Here is a 23852-nt window from a genome sequence, read left to right as displayed (position 1 = left end):
CGCATGACCGTGGGGCAGGAGCGTGCCTGGGACACCCATTGGGAGAAGCTCGGCCACGACGTGAAGACGCTGCCCGAGGGGCCGCTCGACTTCACGTCGTGGTTCGGTCGTCCCGCACCCGTCCTGCTGGAGATCGGTTCCGGCATGGGCGAGACCACCTCCCAGCTCGTGGCCGCCGCGCCCGAGCTGAACTACGTCGCCGTCGAGGTCTACAAGCCCGGTCTGGCCCAGCTGCTGCTGCGCGCCGAGCACCTGGGCGGGCTCGACAACCTGCGCGTGCTGCGCGGTGACGCCGTCGACCTGCTGACCGACCACGTGGCACCCGCGTCGTTGCACGGTGTGCGGATCTTCTTCCCGGACCCGTGGCCGAAGAAGAAGCACCACAAGCGCCGCCTGGTGCAGCCCGAGTTCGTGGCGCTGCTGGCCTCGCGGCTGGAGCCGGGTGGCGTGCTGCACCTCGCCACCGACTGGGAGAACTACGCGGAGCAGATGCTCGCGGTGTGCTCCGGCGAGCGGCTGCTGACGAACATGTACGACGGCTGGGCGCCGCGGCCGGACTGGCGGCCGGTCACGAAGTTCGAGCAGCGGGCCGTGAACGAGGGGCGCGTGTCGCACGACCTGATGTTCAAGCGGAACGACCTCACCTGATCGAGGTCTCAAGCTGCGGCGTTCACCACTGCGGGTCCTGCTGTCACCCGATCAGGTGGCAGGTGTTGATCACCCGATGTGCCCCGAGTGGCAGTGACGCGTGAGGCCGCCGCGGAATTAGGTTCTCGCTCCGTGACCCCCGACGTCCTCCCCGTCGCGGAGGAGTTCGTCCGCATGTTCCACGCGGCGCACTCCGACGCAGGCTCGTTGTCCGCCCGCATCGCTCAGGTGCGCGCCGAGATCGCCGAGACCGGAACCTACCGCCACACCACCCACGAGCTCGCCTACGGCGCGCGGATCGCGTTGCGCGACTCCGGCTGGTGCACCTCCGGGGTGCCGTGGCGGCGGCTCAAGGTCCGCGACCTGCGCGGCTACCGCAACGCCGCCGCGGTGGCCGGCGAGTGCGTGGAACACCTGCGGCTGGCGACGAACGGCGGTGAGATCCGGCCGCTGGTGACCGTCTTCGCGCCGGACGCGCCCGGCTCGCCGGGGCCGGTGATCTGGAACGAGCAGCTGATCCGGTACGCCGGGTACGCCGACGGCACCGGCGACCGGCGCTACGCCCAGTTCACCGAGACCGCGCAGGGCATGGGGTGGCGGCCGCCGGCCCGCAGGTCGCGGTTCGACGTGCTGCCGCTGGTGGTGGAGACGCAGCACGAGGGGCCGCGGCTGTTCACGTTGCCGCCCGAGGTCGTGCACGAGGTGCCGCTGGAGCACCCGACGCTGCCGTGGTTCGGCGAGATGGGGCTGCGCTGGCACGCGGTGCCGGTGATCTCGAACATGCGGCTGTCGATCGGCGGCGTGCACTACCCGGCGGCGCCGTTCAACTCGTGGTTCGTCGGCGCGGAGATCGGCACCCGGTCACTGGCGGAGGAAGGCGCCTACGGGGTGGCGCGCGTGGTGGCGGAGGCGATGGGCCTCGACACCTCGTCCGAACGCACGCTGTGGCGGGACTTCGCGACCGTTCACCTGAACGCGGCAGTGCTGCACTCGTTCGACCAGGCGGCCGTCACGATCACGGACCACCACGCGGAGGCGTTGCACCGGCTCGCCTGGCTGCGCTCGCGCCAGCGCCCGTCCGCGGCCCGTCCGGCCTTCCGGCTGGACCCGGCCGCCGCGGCGCGCGCACGGACCGGTGCTCCGGCGCGCTTCGCCGCCGCGGTGGACGAGACGCGTCCGCAGCCGACCAGCAGGCTGGCCGAGCTGCTGCGCCAGCAGAACTCCCTGACCAGCGTCTGACTTCCCCACCACACGCTGGTCGCGCACCTAGTGCTTGGAGTCGATCAGCACGCCCGACAGGGCCATGAGGGCAAGGACCAGCAGACCGACCACAGCGGCGGCCCAGGTGAACACGACTGACAACACGACGTCCTCCGTTCCCCGACTTCAGCTCCTCCAGAGTCCGTGACCGGGGCGTGATCCGGCATCCGCCGTGAGGGTATTTCCGCAGGTCGCCCACTCAGCCTTCTGGCTGATGGCGTCCCAGACCCCGGTCGGACGCGGGATCAGACCTCCGGCTTTACCGTGTACCGGGTGGAGAGCACGGATCTGAACTGGCGGTTGCTCGCCAAACGCCAGTGGCCGCTGGCGCTCTCGCTCACCGGCATCGTCATCGCCGAGACCGGCTCGATCACCACCGACCTCGGCTGGTGGCAGGTCCCCGGCGTGCTGGTCGTCTGCGCGATCGCGGTGCTCGCGCCGCGCCGGCCGTTCGACGCGGCGCTGGCGCTGGCCTTCGCGGTCGTCTGCACCGCCCTGTACCTGCGGTTCCTCGGTGTGGCGTTCGAGCCGCACTTCTTCGTCAGCGGCGTGAACATCTCGGTCACCGGTGCCGCGATGGCGACCATCGCGATCCTCGTGCGGGAAGGCTCCTCCTGGCGTGCGGTCGCGGGCACGCTGCTGGTCATCGCGGCGGTCATCACGGCAGAGGTGCTGGGGTGGCCGGTCGTGTCGGCCACCGAGTACCGCGAGTGGCGGCCGGACCCGACGTCGTACCTGTTCGGCGCCACCATCATGCTCGTCCTCGCGGTCGGCACCGGCCTGTACTTCCGCGCCCGCGACAACGAACGCGCATCCCAGCTGGCGGCCTCCGTCGCCGCCGCCCAGAACGCCGAGCGGATGGCGTTGGCGCGCGAGCTGCACGACGTGGTGGCGCACTACGTGACGGCGATCGTGGTGCACGCCCAGGCCGGGCAGGTGAACCGCGAGGTCGACGTGCTGCCGTCCATCGCCGCGTCCGGCGCGGAGGCGTTGACGGCGATGCGGCGCCTGGTCGGGACGATGCGGGACGGGACGTCCACCGGACCGGCCGCGTCCTCGTCGCTGGAGGACGACGTGCGCGCGCTGGCGGAGGAGTCGGAGCTGCCGGTGCGGCTGTCGTTCGACCTGCGGGACGCGGTGCCGCAGGAGCTCGCGCGGTCCGTGCTGCGGCTGGTGCAGGAGTCGTTGACCAACACCAGGAAGCACGCCGCCGCTGTGTCCTCAGTGGACGTGGAACTGTCCTCCGGCGACGGTGTGCTGCGGCTGGGCGTGGCGGACGACGGCGTCGCCTCAGGCGTTCCCGTCGGGGGGTCGGGCGGTTACGGGATCGTGGGGATGCGCGAGCGGGTGGAGCTGCTCGGCGGGACGTTCTCCGCAGGCCGACGCGAACCGACGGGGTGGACGGTCCGCGCCGAGCTGCCGATCAGCTAGCTCAGCTGTCGTCGCGGATGACGTCGAACTCCTGCGTCATCTCGACATCGGTGAGCTGGTCGTCGTTCTGTGGGTCGATGTCGGCCACTGATGCCTCCGCATGATCACGCCCGTACCCGTGCGAGGTGATCATGCCAACTCAGCGCCGGGTGGGCGGCTTGGGGGTGGCGGGCTTCTGTGCGCGCCGGAGGTCTCCACGGGACGTGCACGGCTTCTTCGACATGATCAAGTGACGCCGGGGCCGCACCCGCGGTTGCGCGGGATGCACAAAAGGCCCGTCGCGCGACGCGACGGGCCCCTTGGATGGGGTGAAGTTTTTGGTCGGGGCGGACCCTGGGGGTCGGCCCGCGCCCGACAGGGACGGGATTCCCCCACTTCGCCCACCTATGCATGTTTGTGATCGGCATCACAATGGCAGGATCCTCCGCATGTCACTGCGTCTGCACGCCCCCGTGGTCCTGCCCTGCGACCCGTCCTGCTCCGTCCTGCGCGACGCGGTCGTGGACGTGGTCGACGGCCGCATCACCCACGTGGGCCCGCTCTCGGACGCGCCCGCCTTCGACGGCGAGGTCCGTTCGTTGTCCGGCATCCTGATGCCCGGTCTGGTGAACACCCACGCGCACAGCCCGATGACGGTGCTGCGCGGTCTGGGCTCCGACCTGCCGCTGCTGCGCTGGCTGCAGGAGCAGATGTGGCCGAACGAGGCGCGGATGACGCCGGCGGACATCGGCACCGGCATGCTGCTGGGCGCCGTGGAGATGCTGCGGCACGGCGTGACGACCTCGGCCGAGATGTACTTCCACGGTCCCGAGCTGGTGTCGTCGGTGCTGGCGGCCGGCTCGCGGGTGGTGTTCGGCGGGGCGATCCTCGACGTGCCCGGCATGGACTGGAAGGCGCTGACCGGCGAGATCTCCGCCTGGATCGACGCCGACGGCCTGCGCTTCGGCCCCGGCGAGCGGGTCGAGCTGGCCTACGGGCCGCACTCCGCCTACACGCTGTCGGCCCCGCAGCTGACGGCCATCGCGCAGGAGGCACGGGCCCGCGGCGCGCTGTTCATGGTGCACGTGGCCGAGTCGCCGTTCGAGGACGAGGCCGCCCGCGCGGAGTTCGGCTCGGTGCCGGCACTGCTGAAGGCCTCGGACGTGCTCGGCGGCCGCGTGCTGTCCGCGCACTCCGTGCACCTGTCCGACGACGACATCGCCCTGTACGCGTCGTTCGGCGTCGGCGTGGCCCACTGCCCCGCCTCGAACGCGAAGCTCGCCTCGGGCATCGCACGGGTCCGCGACCTGCTGACCGCCGGCGTGCACGTCGGCCTCGGCACCGACGGCCCCGCGTCGAGCGACGACCTCGACCTCCTCGCCGCGGCCCGCCTCGCCGCCCTCTTCGCCCGCGCCTCGGCCATGGACGCCACCGCACTCGGCGCCGCCCAGGCGTTGCTGATGGCCACCCGCGGCGGCGCCGACGCGTTGAGCCGCGACGACATCGGCGCGCTGGAGACCGGTCGCTGGGCCGACGTCGTGCACGTCGACGCCGACGACCCCGCGTTCGCGACCGGTCTGGACGCGCCGGACGACCAGCTGCTGGCGAACCTGGTCTGGGCGGCGGGCTCGCGCCGGGTCACGGACGTGTGGGTGGCGGGCGACCACGTCGTCGCCGGTGGGGAGTCGACGCGGGTGGACCGGCAGGAGGCGCAGGCCGGCGTGACGGCGGTCGCGCAGCGACTCCGGAGCGTCAGCCACTAGCCACAGGCTGTTGACAATCCTGTGGACAACTTCAGCGGGGCTGTGGACGGAGGACCAGCTCGGTGATGTGGGCGTCCGGCGTGGCCAGCACGGCCGACGCCACCGCCCGCCCCACCGAGGCCGCGTCCAGGTACTGGGTGGCGTCGTAGTCGCCGCCCTCCTGGCGCCGCACGTCCTGCTGCATCGGCGTGTCCGTGCGGCCGGGGAAGATCGAGGTCACGCGCAGTGCGGGCTCGTCGGCGCGCAGGGCGTCGGCGTAGGCGCGGAGTGCGAACTTCGAGGCCGCGTAGACGCCCCAGCCCGGGTTGACGCGCAGACCGGCGCCGGAGTTGATCAGCACGACCTGGCCGGAGGCTTCGCGGAGCCGGGGCAGCAGCAGCTGCGTCAGCGCGGCGACGGCGAAGACGTTGACCTCGAAGGTCTTGCGCCAGTCGTCCTCCGTGGCCTCGGCGAGCGGGCCGAGGACCGCCACGCCGGCGCTGTGGACCAGCACGTCCAGGCGGGGGAGCGCGCCGAGGTCGGCGGAGGCGGTGTTCGTCAGGTCGAACGGCCAGGCCTGCGCTCCTGGGAGCTCGGCGGCGAGCAGCGAGAGGGACGTTTCGTCGCGTCCGCCTAGCAACAGGTCGTGGGTCGGGGCCAGACTTCTGGCGATGGCCGAGCCGATTCCGCTGGAGGCCCCGGTGACGAGGGCGACCGGACGATCAGTCATGGGGGAACTGTAGTGCCGAAGAAGCTGATCCTGCCGTACCTGTGCCTGCTCTACTTCATCAACTACCTGGACCGGGTCAACATCGGGTTCGCCGGGCCGAACGGCATGTCGGAGGAGCTCCAGCTCACCGCGACGGTGTTCGGGTTCGCCTCCGGCGTGTTCTTCCTCGGCTACCTGCTGCTGGAGGTGCCCAGCAACCTGGCGCTGCACCGGTTCGGCGCCCGCAGGTGGATCGCGCGGATCATGATCAGCTGGGGTGTGCTGGCGAGCGCGATGGCGTTCGTGCCCAACGGGACCGTGCTGATCGTGCTGCGGTTCCTGCTGGGTGTGGCGGAGGCCGGGTTCTTCCCCGGGATCATCCTGTACCTGACGTACTGGTACCCGCAGGAGGACCGGGCGAAGGTCGTCGCGATGTTCATGGTCGCGGTGCCGATCTCGACGGCGCTGGGCGCCACGCTCAGCGGGCTGCTGATCCAGTGGACGGACTGGCGCACGATGTTCCTGGTCGAGGGGCTGCCCGCCATCGCGCTGGCGTTCGTCACCTGGTTCTGGCTGCCGGACAAGCCGGAGGAGGCCGTCGAGCAGCCCGCGGAGGAGCACTGGCCGCTGCGCAAGGCGCTCACGCACCCGCGCGTCCTGGCGTTGAGCTTCGTGTACTTCGGCATCGTGTACGGCCTGTACACGCTGGGGTTCTTCTTGCCGACGATCATCAAGGGCCTCGCGCCGGGTGCGGGCGTCGTCGAACGCGGGCTGATCAACGCCATCCCGTACGTCCTCGGCGCGGTCGCCATGGTCCTGTGGGCCAGGCACGGCGACCGCACCGGGGAGCGGAAGTGGCACGTCGCCGCGCCGATGCTGCTCGGTGGCGCGGCGATCCCCGTGGCGCTGCACCTGGAGCACCCCGTCGCGGCGATGGTGGCGGTCTCGGTGTGCGCCATCGGCGTCTGCGCCGCCCTGCCCACGTTCTGGGCGCTGCCCACGAGCTTCCTGGGCGGCACGGCGGCGGCCGGCGGGATCGCGTTGATCAACTCGCTGGGCAACGTGAGCGGGTTCGCCGCGCCCTACGTCACCGGGTGGCTGCGCGACCTCACCGGGACGCAGAAGACCGGCCTGTGGGTCGTCGGCATCACGATGGTCAGCGCAGCGGTGGTGGCGCTGGTTCAGCGGGCGGGCACGGAGAAGGTGTAGAGCGCCTCGTAGTGCACGGACGTCTGGGCGCCCTCGGTGCAGCTGCCCGCGGGTGCGACGCCGCCCTTGGTGGCGAGCCGCTGCACGTAGCTGACGCCGGAGAACACGCCGGTGCCCCTGGTGGACTTGGCCTGCAGCAACAGTTCGGGAACAGCGCCCTGCACCTCGTTGCGGGCACCGTCGACCGGGGCGGCCTCGACCGCGCTGCCGTCCACGGTGGACACCCAGATCGGGCCGCGGCTGTGCAGGCCCACGGCCCGGCCGAGCCGGTCGGCCAGGGTGGCGGCGGGTTCCAGGCCCTTCCACGCACCTGCCGTGCAGCTGTAGGTCTGCACGCCCTTGGCGTAGAACTTGGCGGCGAGCCGGTGACCGGGCGGGACCTGGACCGCGGGTGCGGTCCGCACGGCGGAGTCACCGAGGAGGTCCGGGGTCGGCGCGGCGGTGGAGCCCACGCCTCCCGCGAGGATGCCCAGGAGGGTCGACGAGACCAGGACCAAGCCAGCACGTTTCATCACACCGTGGGCTACGGGCCGGTTTCCGGGCCGGTTCAGTACCGTCTCAGCCGGTGGCACGGCCACCCGTCACGGGACGGGTGGCCGCACCGGTCGGCCTCGGGTCAGTCGCAGATCTTGCGACGGTCCTTGCGCCACACCACCGCGACGGACGGACGCGGCTGGGACGTGCCGCCGTCCGGCCAGTGCGACAGCGGGTTGTTCGCCGACGCCCCGTCGATCTCACCGGGGTGCTGCACCGACACCAGGACGAAGTCCTCGGTGATGACCGGGCCGCACGTCTCCGCACCCCGCGGCACGGTGAGGAACTGCTTCACCTGACCGCGGCGCTTGCCCTCGACCGGCACCGCGAACAGGCCGTCGTTGGAGCCCAGCGCGTTGCCGTCCGTGGAGATCCACAGGTTGCCGTGCGTGTCGAACGCGACGTTGTCCGGGCAGGAGATCGCGCTGACCTGGGACTTGTCGAACCCGCCGAAGTACGTGCCGGGGTCGTTGGGGTCACCGCAGACCAGCAGCAGCTTCCACGAGAACGTGGTCGCCGTGTTGTCGCTGCGGCGCTCCTCGATCTCCAGCACGTGGCCGTGCTTGTTGCCGTTGCGCGGGTTGATCTCGGTCGGGCCCTCCTTGCCGGCCTTGCCGCGGTCGGTGTTGTTGGTGAGCGCGGCGTAGATCCGGCGGTTGTGCGTCGAGGGCTCGACGTCCTCCGGGCGGTCCATCTTCGTGGCGCCCACCTTGTCGGCGGCCAGGCGCGTGAAGACGTAGACCTCCTCGGCGGTGAAGCCGGGCACGAACGACCTGTCGTTGTGCGCCAGCGGGATCCACTCGCCGGTGCCGTCGAACTCGCCGTCGGCGGGGAGCTTGCCGGTGCCGTCGATCTCGGCGGCCGGGCTGTCGCCGGAGAAGCGCGCGACGTACAGCGTTCCCTTGTCCAGCAACTGCTTGTTGTGCTCGCGGGCGCGCTTCGACTGGCCCTTCTGCATCTTCTCGTCGGAGACGAACTTGTACATGTAGTCGAAGCGCTCGTCGTCGCCCATGTACGCGACCACGCGGCCGTCCTTGGCGACGATGACGTTCGCGCCCTCGTGCTTGAAGCGGCCGAGCGCGGTGTGCTTGACCGGCGTCGAGTTCTTGTCCAGCGGGTCGATCTCGACGATCCAGCCGAAGCGGTTGGCCTCGTTGGGTTCCTGGGCCAGGTCGAAGCGCTTGTCGAAGCGCTCCCACTGGCGCAGGGTCGCGCCGCCGCTGATGCCGTAGCGGGCGAACTTGGCCTTCGTGTCCGGGTCGGTCACGGTGCCGCCGTTGGCGAAGTACTGGTTGAAGTTCTCCTCGCCGGACAGGATCGTGCCCCACGGCGTGACGCCACCGGCGCAGTTGTTCTGCGTGCCCAGCACCCTGCGGCCGGTCGGGTCGGCGGAGGTCCTCAGGTGCTTCGAGCCGGCGGCCGGGCCCTTCACCTCGAACGGCGTGGTGAGGGTGATGCGGCGGTTGTACTTCTTCTTGTCGTCCGGGCAGACGAAGAGCCGGCCGGTGCGCGGGTCGCGGTCGACCATCACGACCGACAGGCCGTGCGCGGCCCACGCGATCTTGGCGTGCTTCTCGGTGATCGTCGTGGACGACCAGTCCTTGAACATGAACGACTCGGTCGTGTACTCGTGGTTGCTCACCATGAGCCAGCTGTTGGGGTCGCCCGGCACCGGGACGAGGCCGCAGAAGTCGTTGTTGAAGCCGAACTGCTTGGCCTGCGCCTCCGGCGTCTGGTTGTCGAAGTCGAACTTCGGCGCGTCGTCCAGCACCGCGTCACCCCAGCGGATGACGACGTCCTGCTGGAACCCCTGCGGAACGCTGAGCTGGTCGAGGGTGTTGGGCGCCACCGGCTCGAAGTTGAGACCGCCGGGGTCCTTGCCACCGCCGTGGCCGCGGCCGAGGGCCTCGGCGCCGGTGTGCGCCGGGGCAGCGGCAGCCGCACCGGAGAACGCCAGCGCGCCGGCACCGGCGGCGGCGACGACCGCACCCGCCTTCAGCATGCCGCGGCGGCTCACGACCTCCTTGACGACGTCGCCGAAGTAGGCGTTGCGCGACGAGTTGGGCGCCTCGTGCGCACACGCGTTGCCGCAGCGGAACTCGCAGGTGACGGCCTGACGCCCGAGCGGGTGGTTCGTCGGGAGCAGGGGCAGCAGGCGGCGGCCCCGATCGGTGGGTGAGGACACGCAGGCCTCCGAGATCGGTCAGTGTGGGAACTGGCCGAACCTAAGAGCCCAACGAGATCGCCCGCCGTCCAGCAGGTGAACGGCAGGCGAACTCGTACTACTCCCGAAAGACCACGGCACGCAGGGTGATCAGCCGATCTCACCGAGCTGACGACGGCCCTTGCGCCACACCGCGACGACCGACGGGCGCGGCCGGCTCGTACCGCGGTCCGGCCAGTTCGAGACGGGCTTGTCGGCGCTCGCGCCGTCCACCTCACCGGGGTGCTGCACGCACACGGTGATGACCCGCTCGCCGATCACCGGGCCGCACGTCTCGGCGCCGCGCGGGACCGTGAGGAACAGCTTGAGGTGACCGCGTTCCGGACCCTCCAGCGGCACGCCGTAGAGGCCGTCGTTCAGCCCGTTGAGCTTGCCGTCGGCGTCCGTGGAGATCCACAGGTTGCCGAAGCGGTCGAACGCCACGTTGTCCGGACTGGAGATCGGGCTCACCTGGGACTTGTCGTACCCGCCGAAGTACGTGTTCGGGTCCTCGGGGAAGCCGCAGACCAGGAACAGGTCCCAGTCGAACGTCAGCGCGAGCGCGTCGCCCTTGCGCTCGGTCAGCTCCAGCACCTGCCCGTGCCGGTTGTTCACGCGCGGGTTCGGCTCGGTCGCGCCCTCCCTGCCGGGGGTGACGCCGCGTTCGACGTTGTTGCTGAGCGCGCAGTAGACGGTGCCGGTGCGCGGGTGGCACTCGATGTCCTCGGGGCGGTCCATCTTCGTCGCGCCGACCTTGTCCGCCGCGATGCGCGTGAAGACGTACACCTCCTCGGCGGTCATGCCCGGCACGAACGACCTGGTGCCCGCGGCCAGCGGAATCCACTCGCCGGTGCCGTCGAACCTGCCGTCGCTGGGCAGCTTGCCGGTGCCGTCGATCTCCGAGACCGGGCTGTCGCCGGTGAACCGCGCGACGTAGAGCGTGCCGTCGTCGAGCAGCGTCATGTTGTGCCGGCGCGCGGCCTTGCTCTTGCCCGGCTTCATCTTCCCGGTGGAGACGAACTTGTAGATGTACTCGAACCGCTCGTCGTCACCGGAGTACGCGACCACGCGGCCGTCCTCTGCGACGCGGATGTTCGCGGTCTCGTGCTTGAAGCGGCCGAGGTGCGTGTGCTTGACCGGCGTCGAGTCCGGGTCGTGCGGGTCGAGCTCGATGACCCAGCCGAACCTGTTGACCTCGTTGGGTTCCTGCGCGAGGTCCCAGCGCTTGTCGAAGCGCTCCCACTTGCGCGTGGTCGCCGTGCCGGTGACGCCGTAGCGGCTCAGCCGCGGGTCGTTGCGGGTGGCGGCGTTGGCGAAGTACTGGTTGAAGTTCTCCTCGCCGGACAGGATCGTGCCCCACGGCGTGACGCCGCCGGAGCAGTTGTTGATCGTGCCGAGGACCTTCCTGCCGGTGGGGTCGGCGGAGGTCTTCAGCAGGTCGCTGCCGGCGACCGGGCCGCGCACCTCGAACGGCGTGTTGAGGGTGATGCGGCGGTTGTACCTGCTGAACCGCGGCCGGTAGTGGCCGGAGAAGTACGACCGCTTGATCATGAACACCGACAGGCCGTGCGCGGCCCAGGCGATCTTGACCTGCTCCTCGGTGGGGTTGTTCGGGTCGTAGCCGCGGAACATGAACGGCTCGCTGGTGTACTCGTGGTTCGTGACCATGATCCCGCTCAGCTCCAGCGGGTCCAGCGGCAGGATCGCGGCGAAGTCGCAGTTGAAGCCGAACTGCTTCTCCTGCTTGGCGGCCGTCTGGTCGTCGAAGTCGAAGTCGGGGACGCCGGGGAACAGCGGGTCGCCCCAGCGGATCACGACCGCCTGCTCGTACCCCTCCGGGACGACGACCTCGTCCTTGGTGTTGACCTCGACCGGCGTGAAGTCGAGGCCCCTGGGCGGGCGGTGTCCCTGCGCCTCGGGCTGGGCGGCGGTGGTGACAACGTCGTCAGCGGCGGCGGCAGCGGTCGCGGGCAGTGCGACCGTCGCGGCGGCGGCGACCACGGCACCGGCCCTGAGGGCGGTGCGGCGGCTGACGAGGTCGCCGAAGTAGGAGTTGCCGGAGGTGTTCGGGACGTCGTGGAAGCACGCGTCCCCGCAGCGGTACTCGCATGTCACCGCTGCTCTGCCGATCCGGTGGTTGACGAGCGGCAGAGGGATCATGGTGGGGGCCTCCTACGGTCGGTTCGGGAACCGCGACCGACCGTAGTTCACCCTTCGTTAACCGACTAGCTGCTCACCGGCAATCACGACTTCCGTCGGTACCTCGTGCGTGTCCGTGCGGTTGAACGCCAGCAGCACCGCCGCGCCTGCGCACAGCACCGCCGCGACGACGAACGGCTGCGCGAGGTGGCTGACGAACGTCGCCGCCAGCGCGCCACCGAGCCAGCGCAGGAAGTTGTACCCGGCGCTCGCCACCGGCCGCGGCGCGTCGCTGACGCTCATCGCGGCGCCGGTGAACAGCGTGTTCAGCAGCCCGCTGACGACACCGCTGACGATCACGGCGACCACCAGCAGCGGCTTGCTCGGCACCGCCATCAGCAGCATCAGCGCGGCGAACGCGAGCACCGACCCGATGACCGCGCTCTTCTCACCGAAGCGGTCCGCGAGCCGCGGCGCGAGGAAGACGCTGGAGACGGCGACGCACACGCCCCAGCCGAAGAAGATGAGCCCGATCTCGACGGCACCCCACTGCAGCACGAACGGCGACCACGCCAGGACCGTGAAGAACGCGGCCGTGTAGAGCGCCGCGCCGATGGAGGTGCGCAGCAGAACGGGGTGCCGCAGCGCCTTGAGCGGGTCGAGCACGCCGATCTTCTGGCGTTCGTGGTGCGCGTCCCGAGCCAGGAACGTTGCACAGAGGACCAGTGCGACGGCCATGAGGACGGCGGTGCCGAGGAACGGCCCGCGCCACGAGAAGCTGCCGAGCAACGCCCCGAGCAGCGGCCCGACGCTCAGACCGAGCCCGAGCGCGGCCTCGTAGAGCAGGATCGCCCCCTTCTGCCCGCCGCTGGCCGCACCGACGATGACGCTGAGCGCGGTCGCGATGAAGAACGCGTTGCCGAGCCCCCAGACCGCGCGGAGACCGACGAGCTGACCGATGCTCCCCGCCGCCGAACACGCCAGCGTGGCGACCACGATCAGCGCGAGCCCGCCGACGAGCGTGCGCTTGGCGCCGAACCGCGCCGTCGCCGCGCCCGTGAAGAGCATCGCCACGACCTGCACGCCGAGGTAGGAGGAGAAGAGGAGGGTGACCTGCGACGGTGTTGCGTGCAGACCCTCTGCGATGGACAACAGGATCGGGTCCACGAGCCCGATCCCCATGAAGGCGATCACGGCTGCGAAAGCAGTGATCCACACCTGTTTGGGCTGAGCCTTGAAATTCACTTAGCTACCCTAACAGATTTACTTAGCATGGCGAAGCACAACGCGTCACAGTACGGTTCTCGTCGTGGAAGCGGTGATCTTCGACCTCGACGGCGTGCTGATCGACTCCGAGCAGGTGTGGGACGAGGTGCGCCGGGCATTCGCGGCGGCGCACGGCGGCACGTGGACCGCCGAGGCGACCAGGGCGATGCAGGGCATGTCGACACCCGAGTGGGGCGCCTACCTGGTGTCGCTGGGCGTCCGGCTGTCGGCGGACGAGGCCTCCGCCGGGGTGATCGCGGAGATGGAGAAGGCCTACGCGGCGCACCTGCCGGTGATCCCCGGCGCCGTGGACGCGGTCCGCTCGGTGGCGTCCCGTTTCCCGGTGGCGATCGCCTCGTCCGCGCCGGCCGTGCTGATCAGGGTGTTCCTGGACGTGACCGGGTTGCCGGTGCCCGTGGCGGTGTCGTCGGAGTCCTGCGCCGCCGGGAAGCCGTCGCCGGACGTGTACCTGCTGGCGGCTTCGCGGTTGGGCGTCGACCCGGCTCGTTGCTATGCCGTGGAGGACTCGACGAACGGGTTGAAGGCCGCGCTGGCGGCCGGGATGACCGTGCTGGCCGTGCCGAACCCGCACTTCCCGCCTGCGGAGGACGTGCTGGCCCAGGTGACGGTGCTGGAGTCGATCTCCGACCTGCCGGACGCGCTCGCGTAACCGGCCGCGAAGACTGGTGCTGAGCACCAGACCACAGTGCGCACATCTCCCGCCGCGCCCGCGCGGTGCCTAGCGTGGCCCGCATGACGCAACGAGTGGCTGTGGTGACCGGCACGGCGCAGGGCATGGGCCGGAGCATCGCCGAGGTGCTGCGCGCGGACGGGTTCACCGTCGTCGGGTTCGACCTGCGGGAGAGCGAGGGCGGGATCGTCGGCAACGTCGCCGACGCCCAGGACGTGCAGCGCCTCACCGAGCACGTCACGAGCACCTACGGGCGGGTGGACGTGCTGGTCAACAACGCGGGGATCGCCGGCATCGTGCCGTTCGAGGACACCACGCTGGAGCAGTGGCAGCAGATCATGGCGGTCAACCTGACCGGACCGTTCCTGCTCACGCAGGCGCTGGGCAAGGTGATGCTCGCGCAGCGCAGCGGCAGTGTCGTCAACATCGCGTCCGTCGCCGGGTTGCGGGGGGTGGCGGACCGGGCGGCGTACAACACGACGAAGCACGGGTTGATCGGGTTGACGCGCACGCTCGCCGTCGAGTGGGGCGGGCGGGGGATCAGGGTCAACGCGGTGTGCCCCGGCTGGGTCAAGACGGAGATGGACGTCGAGTCGCAGGCCGGCGGGTACTACGTGGACGACGACATCACGGACCACGTGCCGATGGGGCGGTTCGCGGCGCCGGACGACATCGCGCAGGCCGTGCGGTTCCTCGCGGGTGACGGCTCGAAGTACGTCAACGGGGTGGCGTTGCCGGTGGACGGCGGCTGGACCGCGGACGGCACCTGGCAGAGGCTGCGCCTCTCGAAGCGCTGAACGGCGTCTGCAAGTACCACCAACACCCGTGTTGGTGGTACTTGCAGACGACCGGACATCACTCGCCGCGGATGAAGGCCTCGACGGCCGCGTGGGCCTCGGAGTCCGAGTACTGCACGGGCGGGGACTTCATGAAGTACGACGACGCCGAGAGGATCGGGCCGCCGACACCGCGGTCCAGGGCGATCTTCGCGGCGCGCACGGCGTCGATGATGATGCCCGCGGAGTTCGGGGAGTCCCAGACCTCCAGCTTGTACTCCAGGTTCAGCGGCACGTCGCCGAACGCGCGGCCTTCGAGGCGCACGTACGCCCACTTGCGGTCGTCGAGCCACGCCACGTAGTCGGACGGGCCGATGTGGACGTTGTCCTTGCCGATGTCGCGGGACAGCTGCGAGGTGACGGACTGGGTCTTGGAGACCTTCTTGGACTCCAGGCGCTCCAGCTCCTTCATGTTGAGGAAGTCCATGTTGCCGCCCACGTTCAGCTGCATGGTGCGGTCGAGCTGGACGCCGCGGTCCTCGAAGAGCTTGGCCAGCACGCGGTGCGTGATGGTGGCGCCGACCTGCGACTTGATGTCGTCACCCACGATCGGCACGCCGGCCGCGCGGAACTTCTCGGCCCACTCCGGGTCCGAGGCGATGAACACCGGCAGGGCGTTGACGAACGCCACACCCGCGTCGATCGCGCACTGGGCGTAGAAGCGGTCGGCCTCCTCCGAGCCCACGGGCAGGTACGAGACCAGCACGTCGACCTCGGCCTCGCGCAGCGCCGCGACCACGTCGACCGGCTCGGAGTCGGACTCCTCGATCGTCTCGCGGTAGAAGCGGCCGAGACCGTCGAACGTGTGCCCGCGCTGCACGACCACGCCCAGCGGCGGCACGTCCGCGATCTTGATCGTGTTGTTCTGGCTGGCCACGATCGCCTCGGCCAGGTCGACACCGACCTTCTTCGCATCGACGTCGAACGCGGCGACGAACTCGACGTCGCGCACGTGGTAGTCGCCGAACTGCACGTGCATCAGGCCGGGCACGCGGGTGCTCGGGTCGGCGTCCCGGTAGTAGTGGACGCCCTGCACCAGCGACGCCGCGCAGTTGCCAACCCCGACGATGGCCACGCGAACGGTGCGGCGATTTCCGCCCATTGCCCAGTCCTCCTTGATCAACGGTGAGTACTACTCGTCCTGCTCGGACTGTTCGTGCGCGATGAGCTCGTTGAGCCACCGCACCTCGCGCTCCGTGCCCTCCAGGCCCAGCCGGTGCAGCTCACGGGTGTAGCGGTCGATCTGCTCACCCGTGCGCGTGAGCCGCTCCCGCAGCCCCTCCCTGCGTTCCTCGACACACCGCCGCCGGCCTTCCAGGATGCGGATCCTGACGTCGGCCGGCGTCCGCGAGAAGAACGCCAGGTGCACGCCGAACGAGTCGTCGTCCCAGGTCTGCGGACCCGCGTTGACGAGCATGTCGGCGAACCTCTCCTTGCCTTCCGGAGTGAGCTTGTAGACCTTGCGTGCCCGACGTCCCCAAGCAAGGGCCGACTCCTCCGGCCCTTCCTCCACGATCAGGCCCGCACGCTGGAGTCGCCGCAGTGTTGGGTACAGCGATCCGTAGGAGAACGCGCGAAACGCTCCGAGCAGGTCGTGCAAGCGCTTGCGCAGCTCGTAGCCGTGCATGGGCGCCTCGTGCAGCAGGCCGAGCAGCGCGAACTCGAACACGAGTCACCTCCTCGCACCTGCACCGATAGGTGAGGTGATTATATCGACGCGATACATCGTGGACCCCTCTTCGTTGTGGGATGTGGCACACCGTGATACCGCCCCGGACCCTGCTGCCCTGAACGGCCCATCATCGGAAAGGACTCGGCACGTACTCTGGTCACGTGTTGACCCAACGGCAGGTCGTGGACTACTCGCTGCAGCGGCGTGCGCTGCTGGCCGAGGTCTACTCCGGCCGGACGGGCACCATGGAGGTCTGCGACGCGAGCCCCTACCTGCTCCGAGCTGCGAAGTTCCACGGCACGCAGACGGACGTGCCGTGCCCGGTGTGCCGCAAGGAACCGCTGACCCACGTGTCGTGGGTCTACGGTGACGAGCTGAAGCACGCGACCGGCTCGGCCCGCACAGCTGAAGAACTCGCGCGCATGGCAACCCTCTTCGACGAGTTCACCGTGTACGTGGTGGAAGTCTGTCGCACATGCAGTTGGAACCACCTGGTGCAGTCATACGTCCTGGGGAAGCGTGGGCTGGAAAAGCCACGCAGGAGGACTGCGGCGGAGTGAACCACCGGTGAGCCTGCTGCGAACGAAGTACGACCACCGAACCGTGTGCTGATGCACGCCGGTCTGGGAGGCCTTTTCACGTGAACGACCAGCATGATGACAGGCAGCGCGGCGGCGAGCCGCAGTGGCCGACCGGGGACGACCCGGACGGCGGCAGGCGCGATGCCCCGAATCAGCCGCGACCGGGCACTCCGCCCGGCGGTTTCGCACGCCCTCCCCAGGGTGGCACGCCGCCCGGTGGTTTCCCACAGCAGCAGCCCCCACGCCGCCCGAACGGACCAGGCGGACCCCAGGGCGCCCCTGGCGGGCCCCAGGGTGGTCCCGGCCGTCCGCAGGGCGGTCCCGGTGCACCTGGTCCCGGCAGCCCCGGTGGTCAAGGTCCCGGTGGTCCCGGTGGTCAGGGTCCAGGCGGTCCCGGCGGTCGCCCGCCCACGCCGCCCGGTGGCATGCCGGTCCCACCGCCTCCCGGCGCCCGCCGCCCCGGTGGCCCCGGTGGCCCCGGTGGTCCCGCCGGCCCGCAGGGTGGTCCCGGCCGCCCCGGCGTTCCCCCGCGCAAGCCCGGTGAGGAGCGGACCACGCAGCTGCCCCCGGTCAACCGGCCGCCGGCGCAGCGCGAACCCGACCTGCTGACCCACCGCGAGCCCGACGACGAGTTCCTGCTCGCCGGCGCACCGGTCGACGACGACGAGTACTACGACGACGACGAGCCGGAAGCTCACCGAGGAGGAGGAGCGCCGCCTGCGCAAGAAGAAGATCTGGAAGCGCGTCCGGATCGGTGCCTTCGTCGCGCTCGGACTGATGATCCTCGGTCCGGTGATCGCCGTCGCCGTGGCGTACCCGCTCGTGAACTGGCCGCGCCCGGACGAGATCGCGGCCGACCAGGACAAGACGATCACGCTGAAGTACTCCGACGGCTCGGAGATGGGCAAGATCACCTCGCCCGGTCAGAACCGCACGATGCTGACCTACGAGGAGATCCCGGACAACGTCAAGCACGCGGTGCTCGCCGCGGAGGACGCGAACTTCTACGAGAACCCCGGCTTCGACGCGAAGGCCATCGTCCGCGCCGTGTGGATCCAGGCGACCGGCGGCAGCTCGGGTGGTTCCGGCCTGACCCAGCAGTACATCAAGAAGGCCACGGGCAAAGAAGAAGCGACTCTCACCCGCAAGTTCACCGAGCTCGTCAAGGCCTACAAGATGAGCAACGAGTCGGACCACAACACGATCCTCACCGCGTACCTCAACACGGTGTACTTCGGTCGTGGCGCGAACGGCATGAAGGCCGCCGCCCAGGTCTACTACAAGAAGGAGATGAAGGACCTCACTCCTTCCGAGGCCGCCTACATCGCGGGCATGATCCAGCTGCCGTCGTACTCCGAGGACAAGGACCACGCGCAGGGGCGCTGGGAGTTCGTGATGGGGCAGATGCTCCAGAAGGGCTGGATCGACCAGGCCTACTACGACGCCCAGAAGGTCCCGGTCCCGCTGCCGTTCGAGGAGACCCAGCCGCAGAGCCTCGAGGGTCCGCTCGCCCGCGTGAGCCAGCAGGTCCAGAACGAGATCGACAGCGACATGGTCGGCCTGACCATGGAGCGCGCGCAGAAGGTCGGCGTCACCGTCCACACGACGGTCGACCCGAAGATGCAGAACGCCGCGGTCGAAGCGGTCAACGCCGTGATGAACGGCGAGGACCCCGACCTGCGCACCTCGCTCAGCGCGATCGACCCGACCACGGGCGCGGTCCGGGCGTACTACCCGGGCAAGGACGGCCTGAAGGGCATTGACTACGCGAAGGGCACGATCCAGGAGGCCGGCTCGTCGTTCAAGCCGTTCGACCTCGTGGCGGCCCTGAAGATCGGCAAGGGCATCGGCGACACCTACGACGGCACCTCGCCGCGCAAGATCGCCGGCGTCGAGATCCGCAACGCCTCCAGCAGCACCTGCGGCCCGCAGTGCCCGATCAAGCAGGCCATGAAGGAGTCGCTCAACACCGTGTTCTACGACATGGTGGCGAACGACACCGGCCCCAAGGCGGTCGCGGACGCGGCCCACGCGGCCGGCATCCCGGAGACGGTGCCGTACGACGGCAAGCCGTTCCAGACGCTCGTCGGCGAAGGCGGCGGTCCGCCCAACACCGGTATCTCCATCGGTGCGGACAACGCCCGCGTCCGTCCGTTCGACATGGCCTCGGCGTACGCGACCTTCGCCGCCCGCGGCATGTACCGCCCGCCGTTCTTCGTGACGAAGATCGAGGCGCCGAACGGCGACCTGCTCTACCAGCACGTGGACAAGAGCACGCCGGCGTTCGACCCGGTCGAGGAGAAGAGCCGCGACATCGCCGACAACGTCACCGAGACGTTGAAGGAGATCCCGACCGGCAAGATCGCGTGCGCGGCGAGCCGCCCGTGCGCCGGCAAGACCGGTACGCACGAGCTCCCCGAGAGCAAGGACCAGAACTCGAAGGCCTGGATGGTCGGCTACACGCCGCAGCTGTCCACCTCCGTGTGGGTCGGCAAGGACAAGGGCGACCAGCCGATCAGGGACCGGTCGGGCAAGCCGGTCTTCGGCTCGGGCCTGCCCGGTCTGATCTGGAAGAAGTTCATGGACGCCGCGCTGGACGGCTACCAGAAGGAGTCGTTCGCGAAGCCCAGGCCGCTCGGCAACTTCAACCCGCCGCCGCCGTCCAAGGCGCCGGTGTCGAACACCGCTCCGAGCACGCAGACGAACACGACGACCACCGAGCCGACGCGGACGCCGCCGACCAAGACGACCGACCCGGACAACGGCAACTGCGGCATCCTGCCGTGCCCGCCGTCGGGCACCAAGCCGACGACCACGAAGCCAGGACCCGGCAACCCCACGGGTGGCCGAGACCCTGGTGACACGTAGCAGTTCCGCTGTCCGGCAGGAAGCGAAGGGGCCCGACGCACCGCCGTCGGGCCCCTTCGCCGTGAAGGGCGCGGTGTGCCCCGGCCCGGATGTTGACCACGGCGAAACGGTCTTGGCCGTAACATCCCGCCCGTGCCCAGCCCTGTTGAGCCCAACCAGGTCGAGCTCCCCGCAGAGGACACCGACTCGCTCACCCCGCAGCAGCGGGTCGCGCCCACCTGGACCGAGTCGCTCGCCCGCACCCTGAGCAGACCGTTCGGCGGTCCGCTGGGCCGGCACGCGCAGGTCGGGCGGCACTGGTTCTGGTCGGCGCTGCGGGTGGTGCTGCTGCTCGCGGTGCTGACGCTGCTGCTCGGGTACCTGCAGAAGTCGCCGTGCATCCAGCAGTACGTGGACGAGAAGGGGCAGGTGCAGCTGGACTGGCGGGGGAGCAAGCAGTTCACGGCGCTCTGCTACTCCGACACCGTGCCGCTCTACACGGCGGAGCGGCTGGACCAGCGCGGGTCGTTCCCGTACATCACCTCGTGGAAGGACGACGAGGGCAAGCCGACCGAGCACGTCCGCTACATGGAGTACCCGGTGGTCACGGGGCTCTTCCAGTGGCTGAACGCGCGGGTGGCGCAGGGGCTCGCGGTGCTGGTGCCGGGGCTGCCGATGACGGTGATCGTGTACTTCAACGTCACGGCGTTCTGGCTGGCGGTGGCGTGGCTGATCACGGTGTTCTCGGTGGCGCGGATCGCGCGGCGGCGGATGTGGGACGCGGCGATCGTGGCGGTGTCGCCGCTGGTCGTCGTGCACGCGTTCACGAACTTCGACACGATCGCGACCGCGTTCGCCACGGCCGGGTTGCTGGCGTGGGCGCGGAAGAAGCCCGTGCTGGCCGGTGTGCTGCTCGGGCTCGGCGGTGCGGCGAAGCTGTACCCGTTGTTCCTGCTGGGGCCGATCCTGCTGCTGTGCTGGCGTTCGCAACGGCTCAAGGCCGGTTTCGCCGCCACCGCGGCGGCCATCGGGGCGTGGGCGCTCGTGAACGCGCCGATCGCGTTGAACCCGGCGTCGCACACTGGCTGGAAGGAGTTCTTCCGGCTCAACACCGAGCGCAACGCCGACCCGGACACGCTCTACAACGTGCTGGTGCAGTGGACCGGGTGGCAGGGCTTCGACCCCGGTCTCACCCAGGGGCAGGCGCCGACCGTGCTGAACACGGTCAGCATGGTGCTGTTCATCGTCTGCTGCGCCGGGATCGCGTACGTGACCCTGTCGGCGCCGACGCGGCCGCGGCTCGCGCAGCTGTCGTTCCTGGTCGTGGCGGCGTTCCTGCTGACGAACAAGGTGTGGAGCCCGCAGTACTCGCTGTGGCTGGTGCCGCTGGCGGTGCTCGCGCTGCCGCGGTGGAAGCTGCTGCTGGCGTGGATGACGGTCGACGCGCTCGTGTGGGTGCCGCGGATGTACTTCTACCTGGGCACGGAGAACAAGGGGCTGCCGATCGACTGGTTCCTCGGTGCCGTGCTGCTGCGCGACGCCGCGGTCATCGGGTTGTGCGTGCTGGTCCTGCGGGAGATCTACCACCCGGAGCGCGACCGGGTGCGGATGGCGGGCGACGACCCGTTGGCGGGCGTGCTGGAGGACGCGCCGGACCGGCAGCTCGTCACACCCGCACGAGGCGAGCCATCGCACCGAATGCGGACGCGTTCGGATGCAGGTGATCACCGGAGTCGAACTCCGGACGCAGTCTGAGCGGGTCGGCGGGGTCGCGCAGCGCGGCGTCGAAGTCGATCACGCCGGGGACGTTGGCGCGAATCCACGCATTGGTCCTCAGGCGCTGCTGCTCGCGTTCCTCCGTCCAGTTGACCCAGCCGCGCCACGGCGTGATCGTGCCGACGACGACGGGCACGCCCTCGTTGCGGCACCGCAGCTGGACGGTGCGGATGCCGGCGATGACGTTGTCCGCGCTGATGCCGTTCTGGATGTCGTTGATGCCCGCCAGCAGCACGACCTTGCGCACCTCCGCGCTGAACAGGACGTCCCGCTGGAGGCGGGTGATCATCGGGGCGTCCCCGGTCAGCAGGCCGTTGCCGCTGATGCCCGCGTTCAGGACGGCGTAGTCGGTGCGCACCATGGACGGCCACGTGCCGGTGGAGTTCCCCTCGGTGATCGAGTCGCCGAACATCACCACGGCTCCCGGTGCGGTGAACCCGGCGACCTCGACGGCCGACACGAGGCAGACGTGGTCACGTGCGGAGGTGATCGTGCGCAGTGCGCGCGCTTGGCACGGCGTACCCGCCGGTGCGTAGGTGGTGATCTCCAGCGTTCGCGTGACGGCCAGTTGCACGGGATCGCTGTAGACCTCGGAACGGGCCCTCATCAGCACGCCGCGCGCGCCGCGGAACGTGAGCTCGCGCGTCTCGCCGTTCGCGGTGACGGCGACCCGGTCGACCCGGACCGGCTTGATGCCCATGAGGTTCGACAGCCGCACCCGGACCGCCGTTCCGCCCGCGGTGAGGTCGACGGTCGTGCGCACGACCTGGTCCGGTGTGGCCGCCGAGAGGGTGGGCACCGCCTGCCACACCGGCAGCCAGCGCACCGGCGCGCCCCGGTCGTGCGCGCCGGAGGCACCGCAGACCAGCAGCAACGCCAGCACGATGATCACCCTCACGGGTGCAGTGTGCGGCTGATCAGCGTTCCGCGGCTACGGCTCCGCGGAGGAACTTCCGGTCGTCGGGCTGTTCGTCCTCGGTCACGTCCCTCGCCCTGAGGAACACGATGAACAACGCCACCAGCAGCGCGGCCCGGCCCCACACGCCGATCATCACGGCCTGCGCGGAGAAGCTGTCGTAGATCCCGGCCGGCTGCCCGAACTCGATCGCCCAGAACCAGCGGAAGATCCCGATCCCCATCGCCAGGTCGACGACGAAGTAGGCGAACGACCAGACCAGCGGCGCCCGCATGAGCACCAGGAACGGCACCAGCCACAGCGTGTACTGCGGTGAGTGGACCTTGTGCAGCAGCATGAACCCGCACATCATCGCGGCCGACACCGCGATCCACGGGTAGCTGCCCTCGCGCCGGAACCGCAGCCAGCCGTACCCGGCGGCGACGCCGAACGAGACGAGCATCAGGATCGGCGAGATGACGCCGACCAGCGACTGCATCGCGTCGTCGCCGATGAACGGCCGCAGGCCCCAGTACCAGATCGAGTTCGTGGTGATGTCGACCCGGCGCTGGCCCTGGAACTCGAACGACGCGAGCCAGCCGTCGTAGCCGGCGATGGCGAACGGCAGGTTGACCAGCACGACCGTGCCGATCGAGGCCAGCGCGACCCTGACCGCGCCGGCGACGTCGACCTTCTTGCCCGCGCGCAGGACGCGTTCCGGCAGCTCCTGGCCGCGCAGGCCGCCGGTCGCGACGAACAGCATCAGCGGCAGCACGAAGATCGCCGGATAGACCTTGAACGCGAACCCGAGCCCGAGCAGCACGGACGCCACCGTGGCGCGTTCGACCAGCGGCCGGTTCCAGCGGTGCACCACGTAGACCGCGGCCACCGAGCACAGCACGACCGGCAGGTCCCAGTTGTGGAACGCGTACAGCACGAGCGGCGGCCCGATCGCCCACAGCAGGGCGCGCCAGCGGGCGAGCTTGCCCAGCAGGTAGCCGGTGAGCAGGCCGAACGGCGCCATCAGCAGCGACGAGTAGAGCAGGTACTCCGCGTCGTTGTGCGCGAAGATCGCGCCCGCCCAGATCAGCAGGCCGCTGAGCACCGGGTACTCGACGGAGCCGCCGATGAGGATGCCCTGCTCGTTGATCGCGCCGTCGACGTAGGGGAAGACGTGCCGGTCGATGTCGCGCCCGATCCAGAGGTGCTGGATGTCGGAGTAGCAGACCTCTTCCTTGTTGCGCTCGTCGTAGTCGGGCTGCGTGCGGCCCCACTGGTCGAACGCGGGACCGGTGCAGCGGTCCTTGTTGGCGAAGCCCAGCAGCAGCGTGAGGCCGCAGAGCAGCACGAGCACGGCCAGTGCCGCCCTGCCGAAGCGGTGCGCGGAGCCCGCGGCATCACCTCGGTCGGGCGTCACGCTCACCACCTCGTGCA

20 protein-coding genes are annotated in these 23852 nt (G+C 70.0%); 10 read left to right on the top strand and 10 right to left on the bottom strand.

From position 1 onward, the window contains the following. Nucleotides 1–3 precede the first annotated feature (3 nt). The 3 genes from trmB (at nucleotide 4) to ACVDFE_RS06510 (ending at nucleotide 3339) form a co-directional block, all read left to right on the top strand. Complete coding sequence (gene trmB / locus ACVDFE_RS06520; protein WP_458434279.1) at nucleotides 4–648, top strand: tRNA (guanosine(46)-N7)-methyltransferase TrmB; 645 nt, start codon at nucleotides 4–6, stop codon at nucleotides 646–648. 132 nt (nucleotides 649–780) lie between these two features. Continuing rightward, nucleotides 781–1887 (top strand): nitric oxide synthase oxygenase, encoded by a 1107-nt coding sequence (locus tag ACVDFE_RS06515; protein ID WP_458429876.1) that lies wholly within the window; start codon nucleotides 781–783, stop codon nucleotides 1885–1887. A gap of 294 nt (nucleotides 1888–2181) precedes the next feature. Continuing rightward, complete coding sequence (locus tag ACVDFE_RS06510; RefSeq protein WP_458429875.1) at nucleotides 2182–3339, top strand: sensor histidine kinase; 1158 nt, start codon at nucleotides 2182–2184, stop codon at nucleotides 3337–3339. A 1-nt stretch (nucleotide 3340) separates the two neighbouring features. Here the strand turns inward: ACVDFE_RS06510 and ACVDFE_RS06505 are convergent, their stop codons facing one another. Beyond that, nucleotides 3341–3472 (bottom strand): hypothetical protein, encoded by a 132-nt coding sequence (locus ACVDFE_RS06505; protein ID WP_360393946.1) that lies wholly within the window; start codon nucleotides 3470–3472, stop codon nucleotides 3341–3343. Nucleotides 3473–3767: 295 nt separating this feature from the next. Here ACVDFE_RS06505 and ACVDFE_RS06500 point away from each other — a divergent pair, with 295 nt between their 5' ends. Continuing rightward, the gene (locus ACVDFE_RS06500; protein WP_458429874.1) at nucleotides 3768–5081 is read left to right on the top strand and encodes an amidohydrolase family protein; all 1314 of its coding nucleotides are present in this window, start codon (nucleotides 3768–3770) and stop codon (nucleotides 5079–5081) included. Between the two features lie 31 nt (nucleotides 5082–5112). On the opposite strand, the gene ACVDFE_RS06495 is transcribed toward ACVDFE_RS06500, so the two are convergent. After that, on the bottom strand, nucleotides 5113–5790 hold the full coding sequence (locus tag ACVDFE_RS06495; protein ID WP_458429873.1) for an SDR family oxidoreductase: 678 nt from the start codon (nucleotides 5788–5790) through the stop codon (nucleotides 5113–5115). Between the two features lie 12 nt (nucleotides 5791–5802). Between ACVDFE_RS06495 and ACVDFE_RS06490 the strand changes: the two genes are divergently transcribed. After that, entirely contained in the window at nucleotides 5803–6978 is a 1176-nt protein-coding gene (locus ACVDFE_RS06490; RefSeq protein ID WP_458429872.1) for an MFS transporter, read from the top strand. Here the strand turns inward: ACVDFE_RS06490 and ACVDFE_RS06485 are convergent. The 4 genes from ACVDFE_RS06485 to ACVDFE_RS06470 all read right to left on the bottom strand — a co-directional run bounded on the left by ACVDFE_RS06485 (nucleotide 6951) and on the right by ACVDFE_RS06470 (nucleotide 13099). Beyond that, a complete protein-coding gene (locus ACVDFE_RS06485; RefSeq protein ID WP_458429871.1) occupies nucleotides 6951–7490 on the bottom strand; it encodes a DUF3455 domain-containing protein in 540 nt (179 codons plus the stop codon). The genes ACVDFE_RS06490 and ACVDFE_RS06485 overlap by 28 nt on opposite strands. A 104-nt stretch (nucleotides 7491–7594) precedes the next feature. After that, nucleotides 7595–9697, bottom strand: coding sequence for a PhoX family protein (locus ACVDFE_RS06480; protein ID WP_458429870.1), 2103 nt, complete (start codon nucleotides 9695–9697; stop codon nucleotides 7595–7597). Between the two features lie 129 nt (nucleotides 9698–9826). After that, the gene (locus ACVDFE_RS06475) at nucleotides 9827–11875 is read right to left on the bottom strand and encodes a PhoX family protein (RefSeq protein WP_458429869.1); all 2049 of its coding nucleotides are present in this window, start codon (nucleotides 11873–11875) and stop codon (nucleotides 9827–9829) included. A 57-nt stretch (nucleotides 11876–11932) separates the two neighbouring features. Continuing rightward, on the bottom strand, nucleotides 11933–13099 hold the full coding sequence (locus ACVDFE_RS06470) for an MFS transporter (protein ID WP_360393928.1): 1167 nt from the start codon (nucleotides 13097–13099) through the stop codon (nucleotides 11933–11935). 64 nt (nucleotides 13100–13163) lie between these two features. On the opposite strand from ACVDFE_RS06470, the gene ACVDFE_RS06465 reads away from it, so the two are divergent. Both ACVDFE_RS06465 and ACVDFE_RS06460 read left to right on the top strand, forming a co-directional pair. Continuing rightward, the gene (locus ACVDFE_RS06465; RefSeq protein ID WP_360393925.1) at nucleotides 13164–13790 is read left to right on the top strand and encodes an HAD family hydrolase; all 627 of its coding nucleotides are present in this window, start codon (nucleotides 13164–13166) and stop codon (nucleotides 13788–13790) included. 83 nt (nucleotides 13791–13873) lie between these two features. Beyond that, entirely contained in the window at nucleotides 13874–14608 is a 735-nt protein-coding gene (locus ACVDFE_RS06460; protein WP_458429868.1) for an SDR family NAD(P)-dependent oxidoreductase, read from the top strand. 58 nt (nucleotides 14609–14666) lie between these two features. Here the strand turns inward: ACVDFE_RS06460 and ACVDFE_RS06455 are convergent, their stop codons facing one another. Both ACVDFE_RS06455 and ACVDFE_RS06450 read right to left on the bottom strand, forming a co-directional pair. Continuing rightward, nucleotides 14667–15749: an inositol-3-phosphate synthase gene (locus tag ACVDFE_RS06455; RefSeq protein ID WP_360393915.1), complete on the bottom strand. Its 1083-nt coding sequence runs from the start codon at nucleotides 15747–15749 to the stop codon at nucleotides 14667–14669. A 30-nt stretch (nucleotides 15750–15779) separates the two neighbouring features. Then, nucleotides 15780–16316, bottom strand: coding sequence for a PadR family transcriptional regulator (locus tag ACVDFE_RS06450; protein ID WP_360393912.1), 537 nt, complete (start codon nucleotides 16314–16316; stop codon nucleotides 15780–15782). A 164-nt stretch (nucleotides 16317–16480) separates the two neighbouring features. Between ACVDFE_RS06450 and ACVDFE_RS06445 the strand changes: the two genes are divergently transcribed. The 3 genes from ACVDFE_RS06445 to ACVDFE_RS06435 all read left to right on the top strand — a co-directional run bounded on the left by ACVDFE_RS06445 (nucleotide 16481) and on the right by ACVDFE_RS06435 (nucleotide 21502). Then, nucleotides 16481–16879, top strand: coding sequence for a DUF5318 domain-containing protein (locus ACVDFE_RS06445; RefSeq protein WP_360393909.1), 399 nt, complete (start codon nucleotides 16481–16483; stop codon nucleotides 16877–16879). A 798-nt stretch (nucleotides 16880–17677) separates the two neighbouring features. Continuing rightward, the gene (locus ACVDFE_RS06440) at nucleotides 17678–19768 is read left to right on the top strand and encodes a transglycosylase domain-containing protein (RefSeq protein WP_458429867.1); all 2091 of its coding nucleotides are present in this window, start codon (nucleotides 17678–17680) and stop codon (nucleotides 19766–19768) included. Nucleotides 19769–19900: 132 nt separating this feature from the next. Then, complete coding sequence (locus ACVDFE_RS06435; RefSeq protein WP_360393903.1) at nucleotides 19901–21502, top strand: glycosyltransferase family 87 protein; 1602 nt, start codon at nucleotides 19901–19903, stop codon at nucleotides 21500–21502. Here the strand turns inward: ACVDFE_RS06435 and ACVDFE_RS06430 are convergent. Further along, on the bottom strand, nucleotides 21414–22421 hold the full coding sequence (locus tag ACVDFE_RS06430; protein ID WP_458429866.1) for a GDSL-type esterase/lipase family protein: 1008 nt from the start codon (nucleotides 22419–22421) through the stop codon (nucleotides 21414–21416). The two genes, ACVDFE_RS06435 and ACVDFE_RS06430, sit on opposite strands and share 89 nt — an antisense overlap. Before the next feature lie 19 nt (nucleotides 22422–22440). After that, on the bottom strand, nucleotides 22441–23835 hold the full coding sequence (locus ACVDFE_RS06425) for a glycosyltransferase family 87 protein (protein WP_458429865.1): 1395 nt from the start codon (nucleotides 23833–23835) through the stop codon (nucleotides 22441–22443). Between the last annotated feature and the right edge of the window lie 17 nt (nucleotides 23836–23852).

The sequence above is a fragment of the Lentzea chajnantorensis genome (genome assembly GCF_054300775.1).
The sequence above is the reverse complement of the archived record's forward strand: the minus strand, read 5'-3'. Positions and strand labels throughout refer to the sequence as shown.

Bases quoted from the DNA above. Each gene is read 5' to 3' on its own strand.
- ACVDFE_RS06495 (WP_458429873.1), bottom strand. From the start codon at position 5,790: ATGACTGATCGTCCGGTCGCCCTCGTCACCGGGGCCTCCAGCGGAATC.
- ACVDFE_RS06475 (WP_458429869.1), bottom strand. From the start codon at position 11,875: ATGATCCCTCTGCCGCTCGTCAACCACCGGATCGGCAGAGCAGCGGTG.
- trmB (WP_458434279.1), top strand. From the start codon at position 4: ATGACCGTGGGGCAGGAGCGTGCCTGGGACACCCATTGGGAGAAGCTC.
- ACVDFE_RS06460 (WP_458429868.1), top strand. From the start codon at position 13,874: ATGACGCAACGAGTGGCTGTGGTGACCGGCACGGCGCAGGGCATGGGC.
- ACVDFE_RS06505 (WP_360393946.1), bottom strand. From the start codon at position 3,472: ATGATCACCTCGCACGGGTACGGGCGTGATCATGCGGAGGCATCAGTG.
- ACVDFE_RS06500 (WP_458429874.1), top strand. From the start codon at position 3,768: ATGTCACTGCGTCTGCACGCCCCCGTGGTCCTGCCCTGCGACCCGTCC.
- ACVDFE_RS06485 (WP_458429871.1), bottom strand. From the start codon at position 7,490: ATGAAACGTGCTGGCTTGGTCCTGGTCTCGTCGACCCTCCTGGGCATC.
- ACVDFE_RS06440 (WP_458429867.1), top strand. From the start codon at position 17,678: ATGATCCTCGGTCCGGTGATCGCCGTCGCCGTGGCGTACCCGCTCGTG.
- ACVDFE_RS06455 (WP_360393915.1), bottom strand. From the start codon at position 15,749: ATGGGCGGAAATCGCCGCACCGTTCGCGTGGCCATCGTCGGGGTTGGC.